The organism is Burkholderia cenocepacia (assembly GCF_900446215.1).
In the GTDB taxonomy this organism is placed as follows: Bacteria; Pseudomonadota; Gammaproteobacteria; order Burkholderiales; family Burkholderiaceae; genus Burkholderia; species Burkholderia cenocepacia.
The window spans coordinates 387745-406393 of sequence record NZ_UAQZ01000012.1; the positions used below are offsets into that span (position 1 = coordinate 387745).

The following is an 18649-nucleotide window of genomic DNA, read 5'->3' on the forward strand; positions in this document are numbered from 1 at the left end:
GCTCGGGCGACGGATTACTTCCCGTCGGGGGTATCCCACTCGTCGCGTTCGGGGCGGCGCGCGTCGGGTACCGACAGCCCGAAGTGGCGATACGTGAGCAGCGTCGCGACGCGCCCGCGCGGCGTGCGCTGCAGGAAGCCCTGCTGGATCAGGTACGGTTCGAGCACGTCCTCGATCGTGTCGCGCTCCTCGCCGATCGCCGCCGCGAGGTTGTCGATGCCGACCGGGCCGCCATCGAACTTGTACAGGATCGCTTCCAGCAGCTTGCGGTCCATCAGGTCGAAGCCGACCGGATCGACGTCGAGCATCGCGAGCGCGGCGTCGGCAACCGCCGCGGTGATCTGGCCGTCGGCCTTCACTTCCGCGAAGTCGCGCACGCGACGCAGCAGCCGGTTCGCGATCCGCGGCGTGCCGCGCGAGCGTTTCGCGATTTCCAGCGCGCCGTTCGGATCGATCTGCGCATTCAGCAGCGACGCCGAGCGCCGTACGATGCGCGACAGTTGATCGGCGTCGTAGAACTCGAGGCGCGCGACGATCCCGAAACGATCGCGCAGCGGGTTGGTGAGCATCCCCGCGCGGGTGGTCGCGCCGACCAGCGTGAACGGCTGCAGGTCGAGCTTCACGCTGCGCGCGGCCGGGCCTTCGCCGATCATGATGTCGATCTGGTAATCCTCGAGCGCCGGATACAGGATTTCCTCGACGACCGGCGACAACCGGTGGATTTCGTCGATGAACAGCACGTCGTTCGCTTCGAGGTTCGTCAGCAGCGCGGCGAGATCGCCCGCGCGCTCGAGCACGGGGCCCGACGTCTGGCGCAGGTTCACGCCCATCTCGCGCGCGATGATGTGTGCGAGCGTCGTCTTGCCGAGACCCGGCGGCCCGAACAGCAGCACGTGGTCGAGCGGCTCGGAGCGGCGCTTCGCGGCTTCGATGAAAATCTCGAGCTGGCCGCGCACCTTTTCCTGGCCGACGTAGTCATCGAGCTGGCGCGGTCGCAACGCACGTTCGAACACCTCCTCGTGCGACGAGGCAGGTGTGGCGGCGATGATCCGCTGCTCGGTGGCGAGTTTGTCGGTTTCAATCATGCGGCCATTGTACCGCGCGACGCAGCCCGGGCCACCTGGCCGAACGGCCGACTGGCGAGCGCCGCGCGGCGGCGCGACACTGGCTTCGACGGCCGGATCGAACGCGCGTTACGCCTTCGACAATGCCTTCAGCGCGAGCTTGATGCCTTCGGACACGCCGGTGCCGGCCGGTACGTTCTTGATCGCGGCAAGGCCTTCCTTCTCGGAGTAGCCGAGCGCCAGCAGTGCGTTGAGGATGTCGGTCGCGTGGTCGGACGGCGACGCGGCGCCGGCGAGCGCGCCGAGGTCGGCGCCGAGCTTGCCCTTCAGTTCGAGCAGCAGGCGCTCGGCGGTCTTCTTGCCGATGCCGGGCAGGCGCGTGAGGCGGGCGGCGTCCTGCATCGTCACGGCCTGCGCGAGTTCCTGCACGCTCATGCCGGACAGCACGGCGAGCGCCATGCGCGCGCCGATGCCGGTGATCTTCAGCAGTTCGCGGAAGGTCGTGCGCTCCTGCTGCGTCAGGAAGCCGTACAGCAGGTGCGCGTCCTCGCGGACGATCTGCTGCGTGAGCAGCACGACGCGTTCGCCCGTTTGCGGCAGGTTGTAGAAGGTGCTCATCGGCACGTCGATTTCGTAGCCGACGCCGTTGCAGTCGACGAGCAGATGAGGCGGGTTCTTTTCGAGCAGGATGCCGGCGATGCGACCGATCATGGAGGACGGGATGCGAGGAAGAAAGCGCGAGTGTAGCGCACGCGCGGCGCAATGCCGATGGGCGCGGCCGTCAGGCCGAAGCGGCGCGGGTCGCGCGCATGGCGGGCGCGGGCAAACCGGGCAAGGCGGCCAATGCAGTCGAGCCGACGTGCCGGGCCGCGGTGTGCGGCGTCAGCCGACCAGTCTGCCGCGCCGCACCCGCAGCCCTTTCTGCGCGAGCGCCGGCGCGAGGCCGCCCAGCGTGCTGAGCGTGTTGCCGCCGTGCGCATGGCAGATCGCCATGCCGAGCGCGTCGGCCGCATCGGAGCCGGGCTGGCCGGACAGGTTGAGCAGCCGTGTGACCATTTCCTGCATCTGCGTCTTGGTCGCGCGGCCATAGCCGACCACGGCCTGCTTGAGCTGCAGCGCCGTGTATTCGGCGACCGGCAGGCCACCCGCGACGAGGCCGCAGATCGCGGCGCCGCGCGCCTGGCCGAGCAGCAGCGTCGACTGCGGGTTCACGTTGACGAACACCTTTTCGATCGCGGCCTGGTCGGGCGCGTGTTCGCGCACGATCGTCGACACGCCCTGGAAGATCGTGCCGAGCCGGGTGGCCAGGTCGGCCGTCGGCGTGCGGATCACACCGCTCGTGACATAGGCGAGCCGGTGGCCGCTGACGTCGATGACGCCGAAGCCGGTGACGCGCAGGCCGGGGTCGATGCCGAGAATTCGCATGAGTGAGGAGAGTGGCGTGATGCAGCGATACTACAACGAATGGTGCGGCACACCGGTTGCCCGGCCGTGCGCGAAGGCGTCGCGCAATAAAAAACCCGGCGGGGATGATGCCGCCGGGTTCCGGTGCAGCGGCCGCGCGGGCCGCGTGCGGCGATCAGTGACGGAAGTGGCGCACGCCCGTCAGGATCATCGCGATGTTGTGCTCGTCGGCTGCCGCGATCACTTCGTCGTCGCGCATCGAGCCGCCCGGCTGGATCACGCAGGTCGCGCCGGCCGCCACGACGACGTCGAGGCCGTCGCGGAACGGGAAGAACGCATCCGACGCGACGGCCGAGCCGGTCAGCGTCAGGCCGGCGTTCTGCGCCTTGATGCTCGCGATGCGGGCGGAATCGACGCGGCTCATCTGGCCGGCGCCGACGCCGAGCGTCATGCCATTGCCGCAGAACACGATCGCGTTCGACTTCACGTACTTCGCGACGCGCCATGCGAACAGCAGGTCGTCCATTTCCTTCGGCGTCGGGTGCCGCTTCGTGACGACGCGCAGCTCGTGCGGCTGCACGTTCTTCGAATCGAGCGACTGCACGAGCAGGCCGCCGCCGACGCGCTTCAGGTCGAATGCGTTATGGCCGTCGCCCAGCGCGATTTCGAGCAGGCGCACGTTCTGCTTCGCGGCGAACACCTGCTTCGCGGCGTCGGAGAACGACGGGGCGATCAGCACTTCGACGAACTGCTTCGCAACGGCTTGCGCGGCCGCTTCGTCGACTTCGCGGTTGAACGCGATGATGCCGCCGAATGCCGAGGTCGGGTCGGTCTGGAAGGCCTTCGCGTACGCGTCGGCCGAGTCGTTGCCGACCGCGACGCCGCACGGGTTCGCATGCTTGATGATCACGCAGGCCGGCGCGTCGAACGTCTTCACGCATTCCCACGCCGCGTCCGAATCCGCGATGTTGTTGTACGACAGTTCCTTGCCCTGCAACTGGCGGTAGTTCGCCAGCGCGCCGGCCGGCGCCGCGAGGTCGCGGTAGAACGCCGCGCTCTGGTGCGGGTTCTCGCCGTAGCGCAGGTCCTGAACCTTGTCGAACGCCAGGTTCAGCGTGGCCGGGTACGCGCTGCGCGATGCGTGCTTCAGCTCGTCGGTCAGGCTCGTCAGGTAGTTCGTGATCGCGCCGTCGTATTGCGCGGTGTGCGCGAACACCTTCGTCGCGAGGCGGAAGTTGGTCGGGTAACCGACCGTATTGCCGTTCGCCTTCATTTCATCGAGCACGACCGCGTAGTCGGCCGGATCGACGACGACCGTCACGTCGCGGTGGTTCTTCGCGGCCGAGCGCAGCATCGTCGGGCCGCCGATGTCGATGTTCTCGATCGCGTCGGCGAGCGTGCAGTCGTCCTTCGCGATCGTCGCGACGAACGGATACAGGTTCACGACGAGCAGGTCGATCGTCGGGATGCCGTGCTGTTCGAGCGCCTGCATGTGCTCGGGCAGGTCGCGGCGCGCGAGGATGCCGCCGTGCACCTTCGGGTGGAGCGTCTTCACGCGCCCATCGAGCATTTCCGGGAAGCCCGTGTAATCGGCCACTTCGGTCACGGGCAGGCCCGCGTCGGCGAGGAGTTTCGCGGTGCCGCCCGTCGACAGCAGCTTGACGCCGAGGTCGGACAGCGACTTCGCGAAGTCGACGATGCCGGTCTTGTCGGAAACGGAAATGAGCGCTTGCTTGATCATGATGGAACCACCAATAGCCAGGGAAACGGGGACGGGACGGCCGCCTACAGCAGGCCGTGCTGCTGCAGCTTCTTGCGCAGCGTATTGCGATTGATGCCGAGGTACTCCGCGGCGAGCGACTGGTTGCCGCCGGCCTGTACGAGCACGACCTCGAGCATCGGCTTTTCGACGCAGGACATCACCATTTCATAGACGTCGTGCGGATTGGAGCCGTCTAGATCCCGGAAATACACGTCCAGGCTCTCGCGGACACATTGTTCGATGTTGTGCTTGCTCATGCTGCTAACTGGTTATGGTCGTCCGACTCGCCCTGGCCGTTTTCCTCTTCGTCGTCGACGTAGACGAGGTGGTCCGACAGCGCCTTTTGCGCCTCGAAGAATGCATTGACGGCGGCGAGTTGCTCGCGGGTGGAATCGAGCGTGTTCATTCGGTGCCGGAACCCGTTGGCACCGGAAAGGCCGCGAGTGTACCAGCCGATGTGCTTGCGCGCAGTACGGACGCCGGTGAATTCGCCATAGAAAGCGTAGTGGTCTTCCAGGTGTTCGTTCATCACGTGCTGGATCTCGTCGATCCGCGGCGGGGGCAGCAGCTCGCCGGTTTGCAGGAAATGATCGATTTCGCGGAACAGCCACGGCCGGCCTTGCGCGGCGCGACCGATCATCAGCGCGTCGGCGCCGGTTGCATCGAGCACGGCCTTCGCCTTGGCGGGCGACGTGATGTCGCCGTTCGCGACGACCGGAATCCGCACGGCCGCCTTCACGGCCGCGATCGTGTCGTACTCGGCGTCGCCCCGGTACAGGTCGGCGCGCGTGCGGCCGTGCACGGTCAGCATCGAGATGCCGGCCGCCTCGGCCAGGCGCGCGACCGTGATCGCGTTCTTGTGCTCGCGGTCCCAGCCGGTGCGGATCTTCAACGTGACGGGCACCGCATCGGGCCCGGTACCGACCGCCGCGACGACCGCCTCGACGATCCGCTGCACGAGCGGCTCGTTCTGCAGCAGCGCGGAGCCGGCCGCGACGTTGCAGACCTTCTTCGCCGGGCAGCCCATGTTGATGTCGATGATCTGCGCGCCGTTGTCGACGTTGTAGCGGGCCGCTTCGGCCATCATCTCCGGATCGGCGCCGGCGATCTGCACCGCGATCGGCTCGACTTCGCCTTCGTGGTTCGCGCGCCGCATCGTCTTCGCGCTTTTCCACAGCTGCGCGTTCGACGCGACCATCTCGGACACGGCGTAACCGGCCCCCAGCCGTTTGCACAGCTGGCGGAACGGACGATCCGTCACCCCGGCCATCGGGGCGACGAACAGGTTGTTACGCAATACGTGAGGGCCGATAACGGGCATCGCAATGGCGCCGCCCGCGGCACGCGCGGGCAGGGGAAGGGAAGACGGAAAACGGGCATTTTACCGTATTCCCATGCCCCGCCGATTTGACCCGGTTTGCCTGGAGAGGCGGTGCGGCGCGCCGCGTGTCAGTTGCGCTGGCCGAACATCATCTGGCGTGCGATCGCCTTCTTGAGCGGCGGCACGAATTCGAGCGCGGTGAGCGCCGCGCCACGCAGCAGCGGCAGCGGGCCCGCATCGATCGTAAACAGGCGCGCCAGCGTGTCGGTCGCGCCGATCGTGAAGCGCCGGTCGAGCGCGCGGCGCGCGTTGAAGGTCGCGAGCGCGGTCGCTTCGAAGCCTTGTGCGGACAGTGTGTCGACGAGCGTGTGTGCATCGCGCAGGCCGAGGTTGAGCCCCTGGCCTGCCACCGGATGCAGCGTTTGCGCGGCATTGCCGACGATCGCGATGCGGCCGTTGACGAGCGTCTGCGCGGCGTTCAGGCCGAGCGGGAACGACGCGCGCCCGGCGATCGCGACGAATTCGCCCATGCGTTCGCCGAACACGCTGCCGAGCTCGCGCAGGAACGCATCGTCGGGCAGCGCGGCCCGTCGCGCCGCTTCGTCGGGCGTACAGCACCAGACGAGCGAGTAGTCGGCCTGACGCGGCCCGCCCAGCGGCAGCAGCGCGAGCGGGCCTTCGTGCGTGAAGCGTTCCCACGCGACGTTCGGGCGTGGCGCCGATACCGTGACCGTGCCGACGAGCGCGGTCTGGCCGTAGTCGCGGCGATGCTTGCCCGTATCGGCCTGCTGCTGGTGGAACAGCCCGCCTTCGGCGTTGATGACGATGCGCGCACGCAGCGTGCGTTCGCCTTGCGGGCCGTCGAGCGTCAGCGTGACGCCGTCGGCATCCTGCTGCGGCGTGTGCGCGGTGGTCGACGTGAGCCAGTCGACGCGCGTGCCGCGTACGGCGCCCGCGAGTGCCTGCACGATCGAGCCGTAGCGCACCACGTAGCCGAGCGCGGCGAGCGCGTGTTCGTCGCGGTCGATCAGCGTGCGGCCGAAATGGCCGCGCTGCGACACGTGGATATGTTCGATCGGCGTGGCGTCGGCGGGCCATGCGAGCGTATCGAGCAGCACGCGGCTGCCGTGCGACACGGCGATCGCGCGCGGGTCGTTCGCGCTCGCGGCCGGTTCGCGCGCATCGATCAGCGCGATCGACGCGTGCTGCGTCGCGCTGCGGCGGGCGAGCCAGCCGGCGAGCGCGAGCCCGACGGGGCCCGCGCCGACGATGGCGAGGTCGTAGTCCGGCGTGGCCGGGGAGGAAGCGGTCGTCATCTTGATTCGTGAAACGGAGGGTACGGTCGGCGGCCGGTCATGCGTCCGCGCGCATCAGCGCCTCGATCTCGTCGGCCGCGACCGGCACGCCGCGCGTGATCAGTTCGCAGCCGTGTTCGCGCACGATCGCGTCGTCCTCGATGCGGATGCCGATGTTCCAGTACTCGGGCGGCACGTCGTCGGCCGCGCGCACATACAGGCCGGGCTCGACGGTGAGCGTCATGCCGGGCTTCAGCGTGCGCCACGGCAGCGCGCCGTTGGCGTCGCGCGCGGCGAGCCGCTCGCGGTAGTCGCCGCAATCGTGCACGTCCATGCCGAGCCAGTGGCCGGTGCGGTGCATGTAGAAGCGCGTGTACGCACGCTCGGCGATCACGTCGTCGACGTTCGAGAAGCGCGTTTTCGGGATGATGCCGGTGTCGAGCAGCCCCTGGGCGAGCACGCGTACCGCCGCGTCGTGCGGCGCCTCGAACGGCACGCCCGCGCGCGTCGCGTCGATCGCGGCCTGCTGCGCGGCGAGCACGATGTCGTACAGCGTGCGCTGCGCGGGCGAGAAGCGCCCGTTCGCCGGGAACGTGCGGGTGATGTCGGATGCATAGCCGTCGAGTTCGCAGGCGGCGTCGATCAGGATCAGGTCGCCGTCCCGCGCGGCCGCGTTGCCGGCCGGGTAGTGCAGCACGCACGCGTTCGCGCCGGCCGCGACGATCGAGCCGTACGCGGGCGCCTGCGCGCCGTGCTTGCGGAACAGGTACAGCAGCTCGGCCTCGAGCTCGTATTCGCGGATGCCGGGGCGGCACACCTGCATCGCGCGGCGATGCGCGAGCGCGGAGATGTGCGCGGCGCGCATCATGATCGCGAGTTCGTGTTCGTCCTTCACGAGCCGCATGTCGTCGAGCAGCGGCGTGAGATCGAGCAGCGCGTCCGGCGCGGCGACGCCCGCGCGTGCCTGCGCGCGCACCGCGTCGATCCAGCCGGCGAGCTGGCGCTCGAAGTCGGCCGATGCGCCGAACCGGTAGTGGACGGTGCCCGCATCGGCGAGCAGGCGCGGCATCTCGGTGTCGATCACGTCGACCGCGAACGCCGCGTCGAAGCCGAACGCGTCGCGCGCGGCCTCGGGCCCGTAGTGGAAGCCTTCCCAGATCTCGCGGTCGACGTTCTTGGCGCGGCAGAACAGGATCGATTCCGGCGCGCCGTGCGGCGCGGCCGCGTTCAGCACGAGCACGGCATCCGGCTCGGTGAAGCCCGTCAGGTAATGGAAGTAGCTGTCGAACCGGTACGGGTAGGCCGTATCGCGGTTGCGCAGCATTTCCGGCGCGGTGGGGACGATGGCGACGCCGCCGCCCGCGGCACGCAGTGCGGCAAGCACGCGTTCACGGCGCTGGCGGTAGACATCGACGGCGATGGCGGTATCGAGGGGCGCGTTCATTCGTGCGATTGTAGCGCCGCGTGACGCCGTGCGTGAGAGTGGGGCCGGAAGCCGCACCGACTGGGCCCGCGCGGCCGCTGTTGCAAACCATCCACAGGCCGGACGGGCGATTTTCTACCCGGCTGCACCGGCCGGTTATGATCGACGACAACGTATACTCTCGGCGGTTCCCTTAAAAAGGCAGATGATGAAATTAATCGGTTCGCTCAGCAGCCCGTACGTCCGAAAGGCGCGGATCGTGCTTGCTGAAAAGAAGATCGACTACAAGCTGGAGCTCGAGAACGTGTGGGCGCCGGAGACGGATATTCATGCTTCGAATCCGCTCGGCAAGGTCCCGTGCCTCGTGATGGAGGATGGTGCCGCGGTGTTCGATTCCCGCGTGATCTGCGAATACGTCGATACGCTGTCGCCGGTCGGCAAGCTGATTCCGCCGTCGGGCCGCGAGCGCGTGGAAGTGCGCTGCTGGGAAGCACTGGGCGACGGCGTGCTCGACGCGGCGGTCGCGATCCGTCTCGAACACACGCTGCGCGAAGAAGGGCAGCGCAGCCCGAGCTGGATCGCGCGCCAGCAACGCAAGATCGACGATGCGCTCGTCGCGATGTCGCAGGGGCTCGGCGGCAAGACGTGGTGCGTCGGTAATCATTACACGCTCGCCGACATCGCACTCGGCTGCGCGCTCGGCTACCTCGACTTCCGGATGCCCGAGCTCAACTGGCGCGATCGCCACCCGAACCTCGACAAGCACTTCGTGAAGCTGCAGCAGCGACCGTCGTTCGCCGATACGCTGCCGCAGAACTGAGCCGCGGCCCGGCCCGCGCGCATTCGGCAGACGAAAGAAAAGCGCCCCGCGGGGCGCTTTTCTTTTTGTCGCGTGGGCCGCCGCAGCGGAGCGGCCGCGTGCGTCACTCGATCGATGCGTACACGGCTTCGCCGAGCGTGAACGAATCGCTGCGCGCGATCGGCCACCACTTGTCGTACAGCGAGAAGCCGCAGGTCTGGCCGTCGAGCAGCGCACCGGGCTTCAGGTACTTCAGCAGTTGCGACATCAATCGCACCTCGTGCGGCGCGACCCGCTGCACGATGTGATGCGCGCGCAGCTCGGACGGATGGGCGAGTCCGGCCGCCTGCACGAGTTCCTGCAGCGCATGCAGCGTGTTGCGGTGGAAGTTGTACACGCGCTCGGCCTTGTCGGGCACGACGAGCGCGCGCTGGCGCACCGGATCCTGCGTCGCGACGCCGGTCGGGCAGCGGTCGGTGTGGCAGTGCTGCGCCTGGATGCAGCCGACCGCGAACATGAAGCCGCGCGCCGAGTTCACCCAGTCCGCGCCGATCGCGAGCGTGCGCGCGATGTCGAACGCGGTGATGATCTTGCCGCTCGCGCCGAGCTTCACGCGATCGCGCACGCCGATTCCGACGAGCGTGTTGTGCACGAGCAGCAGCCCTTCCTGCAGCGGCACGCCGACGTGGTCGGTGAATTCGAGCGGCGCCGCGCCGGTGCCCCCTTCCGCGCCGTCGACGACGATGAAGTCGGGCACGATGCCGGTCTCGAGCATCGCCTTGGCGATCCCGAAGAATTCCCACGGATGGCCGATGCACAGCTTGAAGCCGGTCGGCTTGCCGCCGGACAGCGTGCGCAGCCGCTCGACGAATTCGAGCAGCCCGCGCGGCGTCGAGAATTCCGAATGCGTCGCGGGCGAGATGCAGTCCTTGCCCATCGGCACGCCGCGCGTCTCGGCGATCTCGGGCGTGATCTTCGCGGCCGGCAGCACGCCGCCGTGGCCGGGCTTCGCGCCCTGCGACAGCTTCACCTCGATCATCTTGACCTGCGGATCGGCGGCCTGCTTCGCGAACTTGTCCGGATTGAACGTACCGTCGTCGTTGCGGCAGCCGAAGTAGCCGGACGCGATTTCCCAGATGATGTCGCCGCCGTGCTCGCGGTGGTACTTCGACAGCGAGCCTTCGCCGGTGTCGTGCGCGAAGCCGCCTTTCTTCGCGCCGAGGTTCAGCGAGCGGATCGCGTTCGCGGACAGCGAGCCGAAGCTCATCGCCGAGATGTTGAAGATCGAAATGTCGTACGGTTGCGCGCGACTCGCGCCGACGCGGATGCGGAAATCGTGGTTCGGCAGCTTCGTCGGCGCGAGCGAATGGCTGATCCATTCGTGCGCGACGGCCTTCACGTTCAGCTCGGTGCCGTACGGGCGGTTGTCGGCGACGTTCTTCGCGCGCTGGTAGACGAGGCTGCGCTGCGCACGCGAGAACGGTTTCTCGTCGGTGTCGTCCTCGACGAAGTACTGGCGGATTTCAGGTCGGATGAATTCGAACAGGAAGCGGAAGTGGCCCCAGAGCGGGTAGTTCCGCAGGATCGCGTGGCGGTCCTGGTTCAGGTCGTACAGGCCGAGCGCGACGAGGGCGACGGGGAGGATGATCCACAGCCACGAAAGCACGTGGATCGACGCGAGTGCGGCCGCGGCGATGAGCAGCAGGACAGCACACCACATCGCGAGGTAGCGTCTTGAAAGCATGGGGACTCCGTAAGAATCTTGAAATACCGCCATGCGTACGCTGCGCGGCGGCGCGCCGGCCGCGGCGGAATCGTGTTCCGCCGGGCGCGACGTGCCGCAAGTCTAAACCGAATGGATGTCAGCGTGCTTCGGCGAGTGCCGGCGCGTGGCCCGTCGACGTGGCCTGACCGGGCTGGCCGGTGGCCGCGGATTCGATGATGCCGCCGCCGAGGCAGATCTCGCCGTCGTACAGCACGGCCGACTGGCCGGGCGTGACGGCCCATTGCGCGTCGTCGAACGCGAGCGAGAAGCGCGCTTCGCCTGCCGGGCCGGCGGCCTCGGCGCCTGTCGCGGCCAGCCCGAATACGCACGCCGCGTCGGCCTGCCGGTAGCGCGTCTTCGCGCCGCACGCGAAGCCGTCGGCCGGCGGCTCGCCGGCGACCCAGCTCACGTTGCCGGCGACGAGCTCGCGCGACAGCAGCCACGGATGATCGTGGCCCTGCACGACGTACAGCGTGTTCGACGCGATGTCCTTCGCGGCGACGAACCACGGCTCGCCGCTGCCGCTCTTGCTGCCGCCGAGGCCGATGCCCTTGCGCTGGCCGAACGTATAGAACGCGAGGCCGATGTGCTCGCCGACCACCTTGCCGTCGGGCGTCTTCATCGGGCCCGGCTTGGTCGGCAGGTAGCGATTCAGGAAATCGCGGAACGGCCGTTCGCCGATGAAGCAGATGCCGGTCGAATCCTTCTTCTTCGCATTCGGCAGCCCGATCTGCGCGGCGATCTCGCGCACCTTCGTCTTCGGGATCTCGCCGAGCGGGAACATCGTCTTCGACAGTTGCGCCTGGTTCAGCCGGTGCAGGAAGTACGACTGGTCTTTCGTATGATCGAAAGCCTTCAGCAGTTCGAAACGCCCGTCGCGTTCGCGCACGCGTGCGTAGTGACCGGTCGCGATCATTTCCGCGTCGAGCGACATCGCGTGGTCGAGGAACGCCTTGAACTTGATCTCGGCATTGCACAGCACGTCGGGGTTCGGCGTGCGGCCGGCCGAGTATTCGCGCAGGAACTCGGCGAATACGCGGTCCTTGTATTCCGCGGCGAAGTTGACGGCTTCCACGTCGATGCCGATCAGGTCGGCCACCGACACGACGTCGATCCAGTCCTGGCGCGTCGAGCAGTACTCGCCGTCGTCGTCGTCTTCCCAGTTCTTCATGAACAGGCCGACCACGTCGTAGCCCTGTTCCTTCAGCAGCCACGCGGTCACCGACGAATCGACGCCGCCCGACATGCCCACCACTACACGGCGCTTGCTCATTTGCTGACCGCCTGACGTTCGAATGCCTCGGGGCGCGGGGCGACCGAATGCGTGTGCACGAAATCGAGCGGGATGCGCCGCCCGGCGAGATAGTCGTCGACACAGCGCATCACCGCGGGCGAACGATGGCGCTCGCTGCACGCGCGCAGCTCGTCGGCCGTCATCCACAGCGTGCGCACGATGCCGTCGTCGAGCACATGGCCCGCGATCGGCTCGCCGGCCGTGCCGCAGAACGTGAAGCGCAGGTAGGTCGCGCCGGCGCTGCCGGGGCGCTCGTAGTGCGCGAGATAGACGCCGACGAGCGCGTCGGGCGTGAACGGGTGCGCGGTTTCCTCGAGCGTTTCGCGGATCACGGCGTCGGCCAGCGTTTCGCCGGCTTCGAGATGACCGGCCGGCTGGTTGATGCGCAGGCCCGTCGAGGTTTCTTCCTCGATCACGAGAAAGCGGCCGGCGCGCTCGACGAGCGCGGCGACCGTCACATGCGGGGTCCAGAGTTCGGGTTTCATGGTTCGGCATTTTACCGGTTGCGCCCGAACGCTGCCGGCCGTCTGGTTAGACGAATCCGACCCCGGCAGATCGTCCGTGCCGGGGATGCGTGACGGCACGGGTCAAGCGCATGTCGCATTCGAGCACGGTCGTGCGGAAAGTGCTGGCGGGGCCATCGCTTTCGGTTAAAGTGCAGCGTGAAAGCCGTTGCTCGTGAGCCGGTAAGTCAGCCTGTCCGGCTCGTTGCGCAGTAAAAATCGCAAGAAAAGAAATACTGACAATGACTGGAGGAACTGACGATGCATATTGGAGTGCCTGCTGAAACGCGGGCCAACGAGGCGCGTGTGGCTGCGACGCCGGAAACCGTGAAGAAATACGCGGCGGCCGGCCATCGCGTCAGTATCGCGAAAGGGGCCGGCAGCGCAGCCAGCTATCCCGATGAAGCCTATGTGGCCGCCGGTGCCGAATTGACCGACCAGTCGGCCGCTTTTGCCGCCGACCTCGTGCTGAAGGTCCAGGCGCCCACCGACGCCGAACTGCCGTTGCTCAAGCGCGGCGCCGTGCTGGTCGGCATGCTCGAGCCGTTCAACGGCGAACAGGCGGCGAAACTCGCCGCGGCCGGCGTGACCGGTTTCGCGCTCGAGGCCGCGCCGCGCACCACGCGTGCGCAGAGTCTCGACGTGCTGTCGTCGCAGGCGAACATCGCCGGCTACAAGGCCGTGCTGGTGGCCGCATCGCTGTATCCGCGCTTCATGCCGATGCTGATGACGGCCGCGGGCACCGTGAAGGCGGCGCGCGTGCTGATTCTCGGCGCGGGCGTCGCGGGCCTGCAGGCGATCGCGACCGCGAAGCGGCTGGGCGCGGTGATCGAGGCGTCCGACGTGCGGCCGGCCGTGAAGGAGCAGATCGAGTCGCTCGGCGCGAAGTTCCTCGACGTCCCGTTCGAAACCGACGAAGAGCGCGAAGCCGCGCAGGGCGTCGGCGGCTATGCGCGCCCGATGCCGCCGTCGTGGCTCGGCCGCCAGGCCGCGCTCGTGCACGAGCGCGCGAAGCAGGCCGACATCGTGATCACCACCGCATTGATTCCCGGCCGTCCGGCGCCGACGCTGATCTCGGTCGACACCGCGCAGTCGATGAAGCCCGGCTCGGTGCTCGTCGATCTCGCGGCCGGCCGCGGCCCGGAAATCGACGGCCGCAAGGGCGGCAACTGCCCGCTGACCGTCGCCGACCAGGTGATCGTGCACCACGGCGTGACGATCGCCGGCTACACGAACCTCGCATCGATGGTCGCGTCGGACGCGTCGGCGCTGTACGCGCGCAACCTGCTGGACTTCATGAAGCTGATCGTCACGAAGGAAGGCACGCTGAACATCGACCTGACCGACGACATCGTCGCCGCGACGCTGCTGTGCCGCGACGGCGAGCTCGCGCGCAAATAACGGAGGAGACCATGGAAGTCATCAATCACACGGTGATCAACGTGATCATCTTCGTGCTGGCGGTGTACGTCGGCTACCACGTCGTCTGGAACGTCACCCCGGCGCTGCATACGCCGCTGATGGCCGTGACCAACGCGATCTCGGCGATCGTGATCGTCGGCGCGATGCTCGCGGCCGCGCTCACCGTCGGCGCGACCGGCAAGTTCTTCGGCACGCTCGCGGTCGCGCTCGCGGCCGTCAACGTGTTCGGCGGCTTTCTCGTGACGAGGCGCATGCTCGAGATGTTCCGCAAGAAGGAGCCCAAGCGTGTCGAGGGCGGCAAGGAGGGCGCGCGATGAGCATGAACGTCGTTACGCTGCTGTACCTCGTCGCGTCGGTGTGCTTCATCCAGGCGCTGAAGGGCCTGTCGAACCCGAAGAGCGCGCGGCGCGGCAACCTGTTCGGGATGGTCGGGATGGCCATCGCGATCCTCACGACGATCGCGCTGATCGTCAAGCAGGCCGCGTGGCTCGGCGCGAACCTGCCGCTCGGCCTCGCGCTCGTGCTCGGCGCGCTGATCGTCGGCGGGGGCGTCGGCGCATTCGTCGCCGCGCGCGTCGAGATGACCAAGATGCCGGAACTCGTCGCGGCGATGCACTCGCTGATCGGTCTCGCGGCCGTGTGCATCGCGTACGCGGTGGTGTCGGAGCCGGAAGCGTTCGGGCTCGTGCCGCAGGACGCGGTGTCGTCGAGCTTCATCCCGTACGGCAACCGCGTCGAGCTGTTCATCGGCACGTTCGTCGGCGCGATCACGTTCTCCGGTTCCGTGATCGCGTTCGGCAAGCTGTCGGGCAAGTACAAGTTCCGGCTGTTCCAGGGCGCGCCGGTCGTGTATGCCGGCCAGCACCTGATCAACCTGATGCTCGCGATCGCGATGCTCGGCTTCGGCATCCTGTTCTTCATCACGCAGGCGTGGCTGCCGTTCATCATCATGACGGCGATCGCGTTCGTGCTCGGCGTGCTGATCATCATCCCGATCGGCGGCGCGGACATGCCGGTGGTCGTGTCGATGCTGAACTCGTACTCGGGCTGGGCGGCGGCCGGCATCGGCTTCTCGCTGAACAACGCGATGCTGATCATCGCCGGTTCGCTGGTCGGCTCGTCGGGCGCGATCCTGTCGTACATCATGTGCCACGCGATGAACCGCTCGTTCTTCAACGTGATCCTCGGCGGGTTCGGCGGCGAAGCGGCGGCCGGCGGTGCGGCGGGCGCGCAGGAGCAGCGGCCGGTGAAGTCGGGTTCGGCCGACGACGCGGCGTTCATGCTCGGCAACGCGGAATCGGTCGTGATCGTGCCGGGTTACGGGCTCGCCGTCGCCCGCGCGCAGCACGCGCTGAAGGAGCTGACCGACAAGCTGGTCGAGAAGGGCATCGACGTGAAGTACGCGATCCACCCGGTTGCCGGGCGGATGCCGGGGCACATGAACGTGCTGCTCGCGGAAGCGGAAGTGCCGTACGAGATCGTGCACGAGATGGAGGACATCAACGGCGAATTCGGCCAGGTGGACGTGGTGCTCGTGCTCGGCGCGAACGACGTCGTGAACCCGGCCGCGAAGAACGATCCGAAATCGCCGATCGCGGGGATGCCGATCATCGAGGCGTACAAGGCGCGCACGGTGATCGTCAACAAGCGCTCGATGGCGGCCGGCTACGCGGGTCTCGACAACGACCTGTTCTACATGGACAAGACGATGATGGTGTTCGGCGATGCGAAGAAGGTCATCGAGGACATGGTGAAGGCCGTCGAGTAACGCCCGCCCCGGCTACGCGGCGCCCGCTTCGATGCGCGGCGCCGCGCCTCCGGACAGGCCCGACCGGTGCAAGCCGGCCGGGTCTTTTTCATGGTGTGACGAGGCGTGCGACGCAGGCGGCGATCGCGTCGCGTACGCGCACGATCGCCGGGTCGCGCTGCGTGCTCGTGCGCCAGCCGATTTCGACCGGATAGCGCGGCAGGTCGACCGGGCACGCGAGCGCGCGCAGCGAAGTCGCCTGCGCGATCGCACGCGCCGCATGCGCGGGAATCGTCGCGACCGCGTCGGAGCCGGCGAGCAGGTACGGCAGCGCGGCGAAATGCGTGGTCGACGCCGCGACGCGCCGCTTGTGGCCGAGCGCGGCCAGCGCCTCGTCGACGATGCCGATCACGCCGCCCGACGACACGAGCAGGTGGTCGCGCCGCAGGAACTCGGCGAGCGTCAGCGTGCGCGGCGTCCGTGCGCGGCCGGCTGGATCGATCAGGCACGCATAGCCGCCGGTGGCGACCGCGTGCCTGCTGAGGCCGTTCGCCGAGAATCCGCCCGACGCGATCGCGAGATCGACGCCGTGCCGCAGCAGCGCGTCGCCGGCGATGCCGCTGTGGGTCTGCCGGAAGATCAGCCGGATGCCGGCGGCTGCTTGCGCGACCGCATCGATCAGCGCGCGGCCGAGCGCGATCTCGAAATCGTCGGACAGCCCGATCGAGATCGTGCGGCCGACGCGCTCGCCGCCGTCCGCCGCGATCGCGAGGCTTTCGCGGCAGCGGTCGAGCGCGTCGGACAGGATCGGCTTCAGTTCGTCGGCGCGCGGCGTCGGCGCGAGCCCGCGGCCGGTGCGCACGAACAGCGGATCGGCGTAGATCACGCGCAGCCGCCCGAGTGCCGCGCTGACCGCCGACTGCGTGAGATCGAGCCGCAGCGCCGCGCGGCTCGCGCCGCCTTCCTCGTACAGCGCCTCGAACACCTTCAGCAGATTCAGGTCGAGCCCGGCGATATCATCCATATTCATGTCAGTTATCGTTGTATCGATTTGATCGATGAAATGATATCGACAAAGATGGCGTCATCCCATTCACCGCATTCACCGGAGACGCCTTCATGTCCACGTCAGTCATCGCCGCGCTGCAGATCGGCGCATCGCCCGCCGGCACGCGCGCCACGCTCGACACGATCCTCGGCTACGAAACCGCGATCCGCGACAGCGGCGCGTCGCTGGTCGTGCTGCCCGAGGCCGTGCTCGGCGGCTATCCGAAAGGCGAAATCTTCGGCACGCGGCTCGGCTACCGGTTGCCCGAAGGGCGCGACGCGTATGCGCGCTACGCCGCGCAGGCGATCGACGTACCGGGGCCCGAAACCGACGAACTGGCCGCGCTGTCGCAGCGCACCGGCGCGAGCCTCGTGGTCGGCGTGATCGAGCGCGGCGGCAGCACGCTGTACTGCACGGCACTGTTCTTCGATCCGCGCGACGGGCTCGTCGCGAAGCACCGCAAGCTGATGCCGACCGGCACCGAGCGGCTGATCTGGGGGCAGGGCGACGGCTCGACGCTGCCCGTCGTCGAGACGGCCGCGGGCCGCGCGGGCGCCGCGATCTGCTGGGAGAACCATATGCCGCTGCTGCGCTGCGCGATGTACGCGAAAGGCGTGCAGATCTGGTGCGCGCCGACCGTCGACGAGCGCGACGTGTGGCAAAGCTCGATGCGGCACATCGCGCACGAAGGGCGTTGCTTCGTCGTGAGCGCGTGCCAGGTGCAGCCGTCGCCGCGCGCGCTCGGCATCGACGTGCCGGGCTGGGACCCCGAGCGGCCGCTGATCCGCGGCGGCAGCGTGATCGTCGGGCCGCTCGGCGACCCGTTGACGGAGCCGCTGATCGGCGAGGCCGGGCTCGTCACCGCCCGTATCGACACCGACGAGCTCGTGAAGGCGCGCTACGACTTCGACGTCGTCGGCCACTATGCGCGTGCGGACGTGTTTTCGCTGCACGTCGACGAGCGGCCGAAGCGGCCCGTGGTATTCGGCGGGTAGCGAAAGCGGAGGTGGGCGCCACACGGCGCGCGGAAAACGAAGGGCGGCGGCGGGTGCGCGCCGCCGCGTCGCGTCAGCGCATCGGCGCTTCCGCGATCCGCATGTAGTCGGCGATCCGCCGGCCTTCCATGTCCGGGAACTGCTCGTGCACGGTGATGTCGCCCATCCGCGCGATGTCGAAGGTGCGGAAATCGTCGCGCAGCTCGCACCACGCGCCGATCGTCCAGCGCCCGCCCCAGTAGACGAGCCCGAGCGGCCATACGCGGCGCTGCGAATGCGCGCCGAGCCGGTCGCGATAGCCGAAGCTGACGATGTGGCGCGTGTCGATCGCCTGGTGGATCGCGTCGACCTTCGCGCAAAACGTCTCGTCGATGTGGAACGACGGCGCGAACACGGGCAGGCGGTCGAGCGCCGTGCGCTTGTCGGCCGGCATCGCCGACGCGATGTTCGCGAGCGCCGAGCGTGCGCCGCTCGCGAAACGCGCCCCGCCCCAGGTCTCGAGCATGCGCGCGCCGGTGGCGAGCGCCGCCAGCTCCTCGGCCGTGAACGTGAGCGGCGGCAGGCTCGCGTTGCGGTTCAGCCGGTAGCCGATGCCGGCCTCGCCTTCGATCGGGACCCCTGACAGTTGCAGGTCGCGCACGTCGCGATAGACCGTGCGCGGCGACACCGACAGCCAGTCGGCCAGTTGCTGCGCGGTCGTGAGGCGACGCCCGCGCAACAGCTCGGCGATCTGGAACAGGCGGTCGGCACGGCGGGTCATGACAGCACCTCGATTCCTCTGGCTACGGGGACTTCGCGATGATAGCG

At 68.2% G+C, this 18649-nt stretch carries 18 protein-coding genes; 5 read left to right on the forward strand and 13 right to left on the reverse strand.

Translation table 11 applies throughout. The features are described 5' to 3' along the window. Positions 1-14: 14 nt before the first annotated feature. The 8 genes from ruvB to DTA15_RS19220 form a co-directional block, all read right to left on the reverse strand. Positions 15-1085 carry a Holliday junction branch migration DNA helicase RuvB gene (ruvB, locus tag DTA15_RS19185; RefSeq protein WP_006483430.1) on the reverse strand — a complete coding sequence of 357 codons (1071 nt, stop codon included), beginning with the start codon at positions 1083-1085 and terminating at the stop codon, positions 15-17. Between the two features lie 108 nt (positions 1086-1193). After that, positions 1194-1775, reverse strand: coding sequence for a Holliday junction branch migration protein RuvA (gene ruvA / locus DTA15_RS19190; RefSeq protein ID WP_006483429.1), 582 nt, complete (start codon positions 1773-1775; stop codon positions 1194-1196). Positions 1776-1946: 171 nt separating this feature from the next. Then, positions 1947-2489: a crossover junction endodeoxyribonuclease RuvC gene (gene ruvC / locus DTA15_RS19195; protein ID WP_006476894.1), complete on the reverse strand. Its 543-nt coding sequence runs from the start codon at positions 2487-2489 to the stop codon at positions 1947-1949. Positions 2490-2643: 154 nt separating this feature from the next. Next, complete coding sequence (purH, locus tag DTA15_RS19200; protein WP_006483450.1) at positions 2644-4209, reverse strand: bifunctional phosphoribosylaminoimidazolecarboxamide formyltransferase/IMP cyclohydrolase; 1566 nt, start codon at positions 4207-4209, stop codon at positions 2644-2646. A 44-nt stretch (positions 4210-4253) separates the two neighbouring features. Further along, complete coding sequence (locus DTA15_RS19205; protein WP_006476892.1) at positions 4254-4487, reverse strand: Fis family transcriptional regulator; 234 nt, start codon at positions 4485-4487, stop codon at positions 4254-4256. Next, positions 4484-5551, reverse strand: a complete 1068-nt coding sequence (gene dusB / locus DTA15_RS19210) for a tRNA dihydrouridine synthase DusB (RefSeq protein ID WP_006483438.1) — start codon at positions 5549-5551, stop codon at positions 4484-4486. Before dusB ends, DTA15_RS19205 begins: the two co-directional genes overlap by 4 nt. A 128-nt stretch (positions 5552-5679) precedes the next feature. Beyond that, positions 5680-6867, reverse strand: coding sequence for a UbiH/UbiF/VisC/COQ6 family ubiquinone biosynthesis hydroxylase (locus DTA15_RS19215; protein WP_006483428.1), 1188 nt, complete (start codon positions 6865-6867; stop codon positions 5680-5682). 37 nt (positions 6868-6904) lie between these two features. Next, a complete protein-coding gene (locus tag DTA15_RS19220) occupies positions 6905-8290 on the reverse strand; it encodes an aminopeptidase P N-terminal domain-containing protein (RefSeq protein ID WP_006483436.1) in 1386 nt (461 codons plus the stop codon). Positions 8291-8474: 184 nt separating this feature from the next. On the opposite strand from DTA15_RS19220, the gene DTA15_RS19230 reads away from it, so the two are divergent. Beyond that, positions 8475-9089, forward strand: coding sequence for a glutathione S-transferase family protein (locus DTA15_RS19230; protein WP_034178360.1), 615 nt, complete (start codon positions 8475-8477; stop codon positions 9087-9089). Between the two features lie 103 nt (positions 9090-9192). Here the strand turns inward: DTA15_RS19230 and DTA15_RS19235 are convergent, their stop codons facing one another. The 3 genes from DTA15_RS19235 to DTA15_RS19245 all read right to left on the reverse strand — a co-directional run bounded on the left by DTA15_RS19235 (position 9193) and on the right by DTA15_RS19245 (position 12612). After that, the gene (locus DTA15_RS19235) at positions 9193-10812 is read right to left on the reverse strand and encodes an FMN-binding glutamate synthase family protein (RefSeq protein ID WP_006483441.1); all 1620 of its coding nucleotides are present in this window, start codon (positions 10810-10812) and stop codon (positions 9193-9195) included. Positions 10813-10930: 118 nt separating this feature from the next. Then, positions 10931-12106 carry a tRNA 2-thiouridine(34) synthase MnmA gene (mnmA, locus tag DTA15_RS19240; protein ID WP_012492953.1) on the reverse strand — a complete coding sequence of 392 codons (1176 nt, stop codon included), beginning with the start codon at positions 12104-12106 and terminating at the stop codon, positions 10931-10933. Further along, entirely contained in the window at positions 12103-12612 is a 510-nt protein-coding gene (locus tag DTA15_RS19245) for an NUDIX hydrolase (protein ID WP_006493325.1), read from the reverse strand. Before DTA15_RS19245 ends, mnmA begins: the two co-directional genes overlap by 4 nt. 279 nt (positions 12613-12891) lie before the next feature. Here DTA15_RS19245 and DTA15_RS19250 point away from each other — a divergent pair, with 279 nt between their 5' ends. From DTA15_RS19250 to DTA15_RS19260, 3 genes are read left to right on the forward strand one after another with little or no spacing between them, the layout of a single operon-like run. Next, on the forward strand, positions 12892-14031 hold the full coding sequence (locus DTA15_RS19250) for a Re/Si-specific NAD(P)(+) transhydrogenase subunit alpha (protein ID WP_012492952.1): 1140 nt from the start codon (positions 12892-12894) through the stop codon (positions 14029-14031). Positions 14032-14042: 11 nt separating this feature from the next. Next, positions 14043-14369 (forward strand): NAD(P) transhydrogenase subunit alpha part 2, encoded by a 327-nt coding sequence (locus tag DTA15_RS19255; RefSeq protein ID WP_006476884.1) that lies wholly within the window; start codon positions 14043-14045, stop codon positions 14367-14369. Beyond that, positions 14366-15820, forward strand: a complete 1455-nt coding sequence (locus tag DTA15_RS19260) for an NAD(P)(+) transhydrogenase (Re/Si-specific) subunit beta (protein ID WP_006483443.1) — start codon at positions 14366-14368, stop codon at positions 15818-15820. The genes DTA15_RS19255 and DTA15_RS19260 overlap by 4 nt, the downstream gene beginning before the upstream one ends. A gap of 88 nt (positions 15821-15908) precedes the next feature. On the opposite strand, the gene DTA15_RS19265 is transcribed toward DTA15_RS19260, so the two are convergent. Continuing rightward, complete coding sequence (locus DTA15_RS19265) at positions 15909-16829, reverse strand: LysR family transcriptional regulator (protein WP_006483426.1); 921 nt, start codon at positions 16827-16829, stop codon at positions 15909-15911. 89 nt (positions 16830-16918) lie between these two features. On the opposite strand from DTA15_RS19265, the gene DTA15_RS19270 reads away from it, so the two are divergent. After that, positions 16919-17842 carry a carbon-nitrogen hydrolase family protein gene (locus DTA15_RS19270; RefSeq protein ID WP_006483427.1) on the forward strand — a complete coding sequence of 308 codons (924 nt, stop codon included), beginning with the start codon at positions 16919-16921 and terminating at the stop codon, positions 17840-17842. A gap of 73 nt (positions 17843-17915) precedes the next feature. On the opposite strand, the gene DTA15_RS19275 is transcribed toward DTA15_RS19270, so the two are convergent. Next, the gene (locus DTA15_RS19275; RefSeq protein ID WP_006483440.1) at positions 17916-18602 is read right to left on the reverse strand and encodes a helix-turn-helix transcriptional regulator; all 687 of its coding nucleotides are present in this window, start codon (positions 18600-18602) and stop codon (positions 17916-17918) included. Positions 18603-18649: the final 47 nt, after the last annotated feature.